This is a genomic window from Rhizobacter sp. P2_H2 (genome assembly GCF_056403375.1).
This window is the reverse complement of the sequence record NZ_JBFUFP010000384.1, coordinates 1-4,743: the sequence shown is the minus strand read 5'-3', so window position 1 is coordinate 4,743 and position 4,743 is coordinate 1. Positions and strand designations below refer to the sequence as shown.

Sequence of the window (4,743 nt, the reverse complement as noted above, 5' to 3'; positions counted from 1 at the left end):
CTTTGCAGCAGATCGATCTGGCTGTTCGCGTGCTGGAGGAATTCGCGGGTGGCAGCCCGCTGGGCGACGAACTGGCGCCTCAGCACGGACAGTCGCTTGTCGAAGCAGCGATGCGCCTGCCACCACACGGCGATCAGTGTCGGGAGGAGCAGCCATGTCGCAGGCAGCGTTGCAAGGCTGGCCAGGGGGCTCGGAGAAAAGTCCATGGTCTTTCCCGTTCGGTGAGACGGTCGCTGGGGTTCAGTGACCTGTCAGGTTGCTGTCTTGGGTGTCGTCATGATCTCGATCGCAGCGGCGTTTGGCTATGGACAAATGCCGCGTCAGGTGCAGGCCAAAGTCAACAAATGCCAACTGCAATCGGTCACTGAAATGCACAAGAGTCAGGTTGAACTATTGAGCGATTTGACTCCGACCTCGATGCACCCTTTGTCAACAATTGACAAGTGACAGGTGTCCGTTTGGCGTCCGTTTGGCAGCGGCTCGGACAGGTCAGGTGTCGTCGCGCATCGCGCTGCGGACCAGCTGCAGCGCCGCCTTGGACTGGAACTGCTCAGCCAGCCGCTGCAGGCGCAGCGCGAAGGGGCGGCACGATGGCGAGGTCGCCGCCAGCTCGGCGGCTTGCTTCGCGAGGTCCTGCATGTTGCCGAACTGGGCCAGCTGCAGCAGCACCTCGAGTTGGACCCGATCGGGCAACAGGTCGGATGCGGGGTCGCGGGGCGCCTCATCCGACGCGGCCTCGCGGGCGCTGTCCCATTCCACCCACTCCAGCTGCAGCAGGCGGCCGATGGCGTTGATCAAGGCGGTCAGCGTGAACGGCTTGGGCAGGAAGGCATCGGCTCCGACATCCAGCGTGTGCCGGTGGTCGGTGGCCGAGGCACTTGCCGAGATGGCGACGATGCGCACGTCGCGCAGCATCGGCATCTCGCGAAGGCGCCGGGTGGTCTCGAAGCCATCCATCACCGGCATCACGCTGTCCATCAGGATCAGGTCCGGCCGATGCTCCAGCGCGACCTGCAGACCGGCGGCCCCATCCGGCGCTTCGAGCGTGTCGAAGCCGAGCGATCGCAGGAACGTGATCAACGGCCGGCGGTTGGCTTCGGTGTCGTCGATGACCAGCACCTTGCGGGGCGGCCCGCGGTAGCCGGCGATGGTCTGCACCTGGCGCTCCGTGGCGGCGACTGTCGTGAGGTTCGTGCTCGCCAGCGGCAGGTCGAGTTCGAAGCAGAAATGGCTGCCATGCCCGATCCGGCTGCTGACGACGATGTCGCTGCCCATCAGCGCCACCAGCTGGCGGCTGATCGCCAGGCCCAGCCCGGTGCCTCCGAAGCGGCGCTGCACGTCGGCGGCCTGTTCGAAGGGCCGGAAGATGGCGCCGAGCTTGTCCGGGTCGATGCCGATGCCGGTGTCGTGCACCTCGAAACGCAGGCGCACTTCGCGCGCCGTGCGCTGCGCCTCGTGGATCACCAGGCTGACTTCGCCGTCGTCGGTGAACTTGACCGCGTTGCTGAGCAGGTTCAGCAGGATCTGGCGCAGCCGCGTGCTGTCGACGGACACGATGGTGCCTTCGGCGCTGTGGTCCTCGAACCGGAACTTCAGTTCCTTTTCCTTGACGCGGATGCGGATGATGTCGGTGATGGCGCCGAGGAAGGTCTTCAGCATCACCGGCTCGGGGAAGAGTTCGAGCCGGCCGGCTTCGATGCGCGAGAGGTCGAGCAGGTCGTTGATGAGCAGCAGCAGGTGCTCCGCGCTCTGCTGGATGGTCCGCACGCCCTGCAGTTGCTCCTTGTCCAGCCGGATGTCGATCTGGAACAGCTGTGCGTAGCTCATGATCGCGTTCAGCGGCGTGCGCAGCTCATGGCTCATGTTGGCGAGAAAGCTGCTCTTGGCCCGGTTGGCGACTTCGGCCGATTCCTTGGCGGAACGCAATTCGGCCGTGCGCTCGCGCACGGTGATCTCGAGGTTCGTCTGGTTGAGCTGGAGCTGCCCGAGCATCGCGTTGAACTGCTCGACGAGGTCACCCAGCTCGTCCTGGCTGCGCCGCGTGACGCGCCGGGGCGGCAAGCCCTGGTGGATGTCCCGTGCCACGCGGGCCAGGTCCTCGATCTGGGAGAGGCTGGCATGCAGCAGCACGGTCGCGAAGACCAGCCCGATCGCGAGCGAGGTACCGAGCGCGCTCAGCAGCGGCAGCGACTGCCGCTGCCATTGCGACACGGCCGAGGGCGAGGTGCCGAACAGCCGGAGCTCGCCGGTGCGCGTGCCGTCCAGCATCACGTCCAGCGAGACCGTCAGCGTCACGCCATCCGCGCCGTGGTCCGCCTGCGGTGAGGTGTAGGCGGCGACCAGCCGGCCCCGGGAGTCGAAGAGCTCGGCGCGGTTGGCCGAGGTCTGGCCGCGCAGCGCCGCCAGCGTCTCGCCGGCCGCGGCTGCATTGCCGAACGCCAGCGCCGCGGCCGTGCCTTCGGCCATCACGGCGGCCAGCGCCTGCATCTGCTGGCGCGCGGCCAGTTGCTGTTCGGCGATCTGCCGCCCGACCTGCCAGCTTCCGAGCGCCAGCAGCCCGCAGGCGAGGCTCACCGCGAGCAGCAGGACCGTCTTGCGGCGCAGCGGCAGGTGCTGCCGGCCGAACCAGCGCGAGGCGAGGGCCAGCACGTTCTTCGAGAGGCGCTGCAGTCGCTGCATCACGGCGCCTTGTCCTGGTTGACGGTGCGGGCGAGTCGCAGCAGTTGCGGCGAAAGCACCAGCTGGGTGCGTTCGGCCTGCGTCAGGTTGATGTCGAACTGCATGCGCTGGTCGCCTGCGAACAGGCGGATCGTGCCGCCGCTGCGCAGGAAGGCCGGATCGTCACCGACCGTCAGGACCGGCAGCGATGCGGCCGCCTGCAGCAGCGCGTTGCGGCTTTCCGTCGTGCTGGCGACGTACAGCAGGTCGCAGCGCGCGACATCGGCCGCGCCGGGCCCGATGCGACGCAGCCGCACCGGCCGGCCGCGCACCATCGTGCCATCGGCCGACGAGAACGCTCCGTACAGCGAATCGCCGGCCGACACGCACAGCCGGAACGCGTCTGCCGGCGCRCTGTCGGGCCAGGTGACGTAGCGCGCGAAGTTCAGCGTGAAGGCCACCCGGATCGGGTCGATCTGCGCCGTGTCGACCTGGGCCGATGTGACGCACAGGGACACGGCACACAGGATGGCGACGAGGCCGCGCCGCAGGGTCTGCGTCGTTGTTCCGGGAGCGGCGGCGTGTTTCAGTGGGCTTCCTGGCAGGGCGGCATCGAAGACGACCGGGGGAGATCATCTTGCCATGGGGCGCGAAGAGGCCAGGCCGGTGCCGCCGGTCATGGCGTGGCAAGGCTGTTCCCTTGCGATGCGAGCGTGAAATGGAAGGTCGTGCCTTCGCCCGGCAGCGAGCTCACCCAGATGCGCCCGCCGTGGCGTTCGACGATCTTCTTGCACAGCGTGAGCCCGATGCCGGTGCCGTCGTAGCGCGAGCGGCTGTGCAGTCGCTGGAACAGCACGAAGACCCGCTCGAAGTGGGCCGGCGCGATGCCGATGCCGTTGTCGCTGATGCTGAACTGCCACCCGTCCCCTTCGCGCCGGACTCCCACGTGCACCCGTGGGCCCGGACCGTTGCGGAACTTGATCGCATTGCCGATCAGGTTCTGGAACAGCTGCACCAGCTGCGTCTGGTCGGCCGCCACGGCCGGCAGTTCGTCGCATGTCACGCTGGCCTGGCTCTCCTGGATGGCGACGTGCAGGTTGCGCAGCGCCAGCTTCAGCACCTCGGCGCAGTCGGTCTGCTGCAGCGGCCGTTCCTTGCTGACGAGGCGCGAGTAGTGGAGCAGGTCGTTGATGAGCTTCTGCAGGCGCTTCGCGCCGTCCACCGCATAGCCGATGAACTCCCGGCCGTCGTCGTCGAGCCGGTCCTGGTAGCGCTCCTCGACCAGCTGCAGGTAGCTCGCGATCATCCGCAACGGCTCCTGCAGGTCGTGCGAGGCCACGTAGGCCAGCTGCTCCAGCTCGGAGTTCGAGCGCTGCAGTGCGGCCTGCGTGCGCTCGTGCGCCGCGATCTCCTCGCGCAGGCTGGCATTGCGGGCCTCGACGCGGCGCTGCAGCTGGTGCAGCGTCAGGTGCAGGCGCATGCGGGCGATGACTTCGGCGACGTCCAGCGGCTTGGTCACGTAGTCGACGGCGCCGACCGAGAACCCGGTGAGCTTGTCGGGGGTCTCCGCCAGCGCCGTCATGAAGATCACCGGCACGTGGCTCGACGCCGCGGAGGCCTTCAGGCGGCGGCAGGTCTCGAAGCCGTCGAGCCCGGGCATCATCACGTCGAGCAGGATCAGGTCCGGGTGGACCAGGGCGGCGCGTTCGATCGCATCCTCGCCGTCCTGCGCCACGGCGACACGGTAGCCATGGTGCGTGAGGAAGCGTGCGGCGGCTTCCAGGTTCGCCGGCAGGTCGTCGACGACGAGGATCGTCTGCGGGGTACCCGAGGGCGGTTCATCCGCGTCGTGCGGCAGGGTCGGCGTGCGCGGCGCTTCTTGCAAGGTGGTGGGGGTCACGGCGCGGCTCCCGAAGTGGCGGCGTTGGTGTGTGCATCGACGCGTTCGTCGATGCGGAAGGTCTCCACATGCAGGCGCAGCGCGTCCGACGAGGCACGCAGCGAGCGTACCGCCTCGGCCGTCTGGTCGATGCGGTCGGTGCTCTGGCGCGCGCCTTGTTCCAGCGATACCAGCGCGGTGTCGAC

Annotated in this window: 6 protein-coding genes; 1 reads left to right on the top strand and 5 read right to left on the bottom strand. The window is 68.1% G+C overall.

Annotation, left to right across the window (positions count from 1 at the left end):
• Positions 1-206: hypothetical protein (locus AC1D15_RS18545; RefSeq protein ID WP_477827138.1), on the bottom strand; the 206-nt coding region annotated here is incomplete at its 3' end.
• Between the two features lie 58 nt (positions 207-264).
• Between AC1D15_RS18545 and AC1D15_RS18540 the strand changes: the two genes are divergently transcribed.
• The gene (locus AC1D15_RS18540; protein WP_477827137.1) at positions 265-447 is read left to right on the top strand and encodes a hypothetical protein; all 183 of its coding nucleotides are present in this window, start codon (positions 265-267) and stop codon (positions 445-447) included.
• A gap of 42 nt (positions 448-489) precedes the next feature.
• On the opposite strand, the gene AC1D15_RS18535 is transcribed toward AC1D15_RS18540, so the two are convergent.
• The 4 genes from AC1D15_RS18535 to AC1D15_RS18520 form a co-directional block, all read right to left on the bottom strand.
• Entirely contained in the window at positions 490-2,679 is a 2,190-nt protein-coding gene (locus AC1D15_RS18535) for an ATP-binding protein (RefSeq protein WP_477827136.1), read from the bottom strand.
• The gene (locus AC1D15_RS18530; protein ID WP_052213041.1) at positions 2,679-3,176 is read right to left on the bottom strand and encodes a YfiR family protein; all 498 of its coding nucleotides are present in this window, start codon (positions 3,174-3,176) and stop codon (positions 2,679-2,681) included. The genes AC1D15_RS18535 and AC1D15_RS18530 overlap by 1 nt, the downstream gene beginning before the upstream one ends.
• Before the next feature lie 158 nt (positions 3,177-3,334).
• The gene (locus AC1D15_RS18525; protein ID WP_477827135.1) at positions 3,335-4,558 is read right to left on the bottom strand and encodes a sensor histidine kinase; all 1,224 of its coding nucleotides are present in this window, start codon (positions 4,556-4,558) and stop codon (positions 3,335-3,337) included.
• On the bottom strand, positions 4,555-4,743 hold a 189-nt coding region (locus AC1D15_RS18520), incomplete at its 5' end, for a hypothetical protein (RefSeq protein WP_477827134.1). The genes AC1D15_RS18525 and AC1D15_RS18520, both read right to left, overlap by 4 nt.

What these genes read in the sequence shown, in the direction of transcription:
- AC1D15_RS18535 (WP_477827136.1), bottom strand. Translation starts at nt 2,679, where the DNA reads ATGCAGCGACTGCAGCGCCTCTCGAAGAACGTGCTGGCCCTCGCCTCG.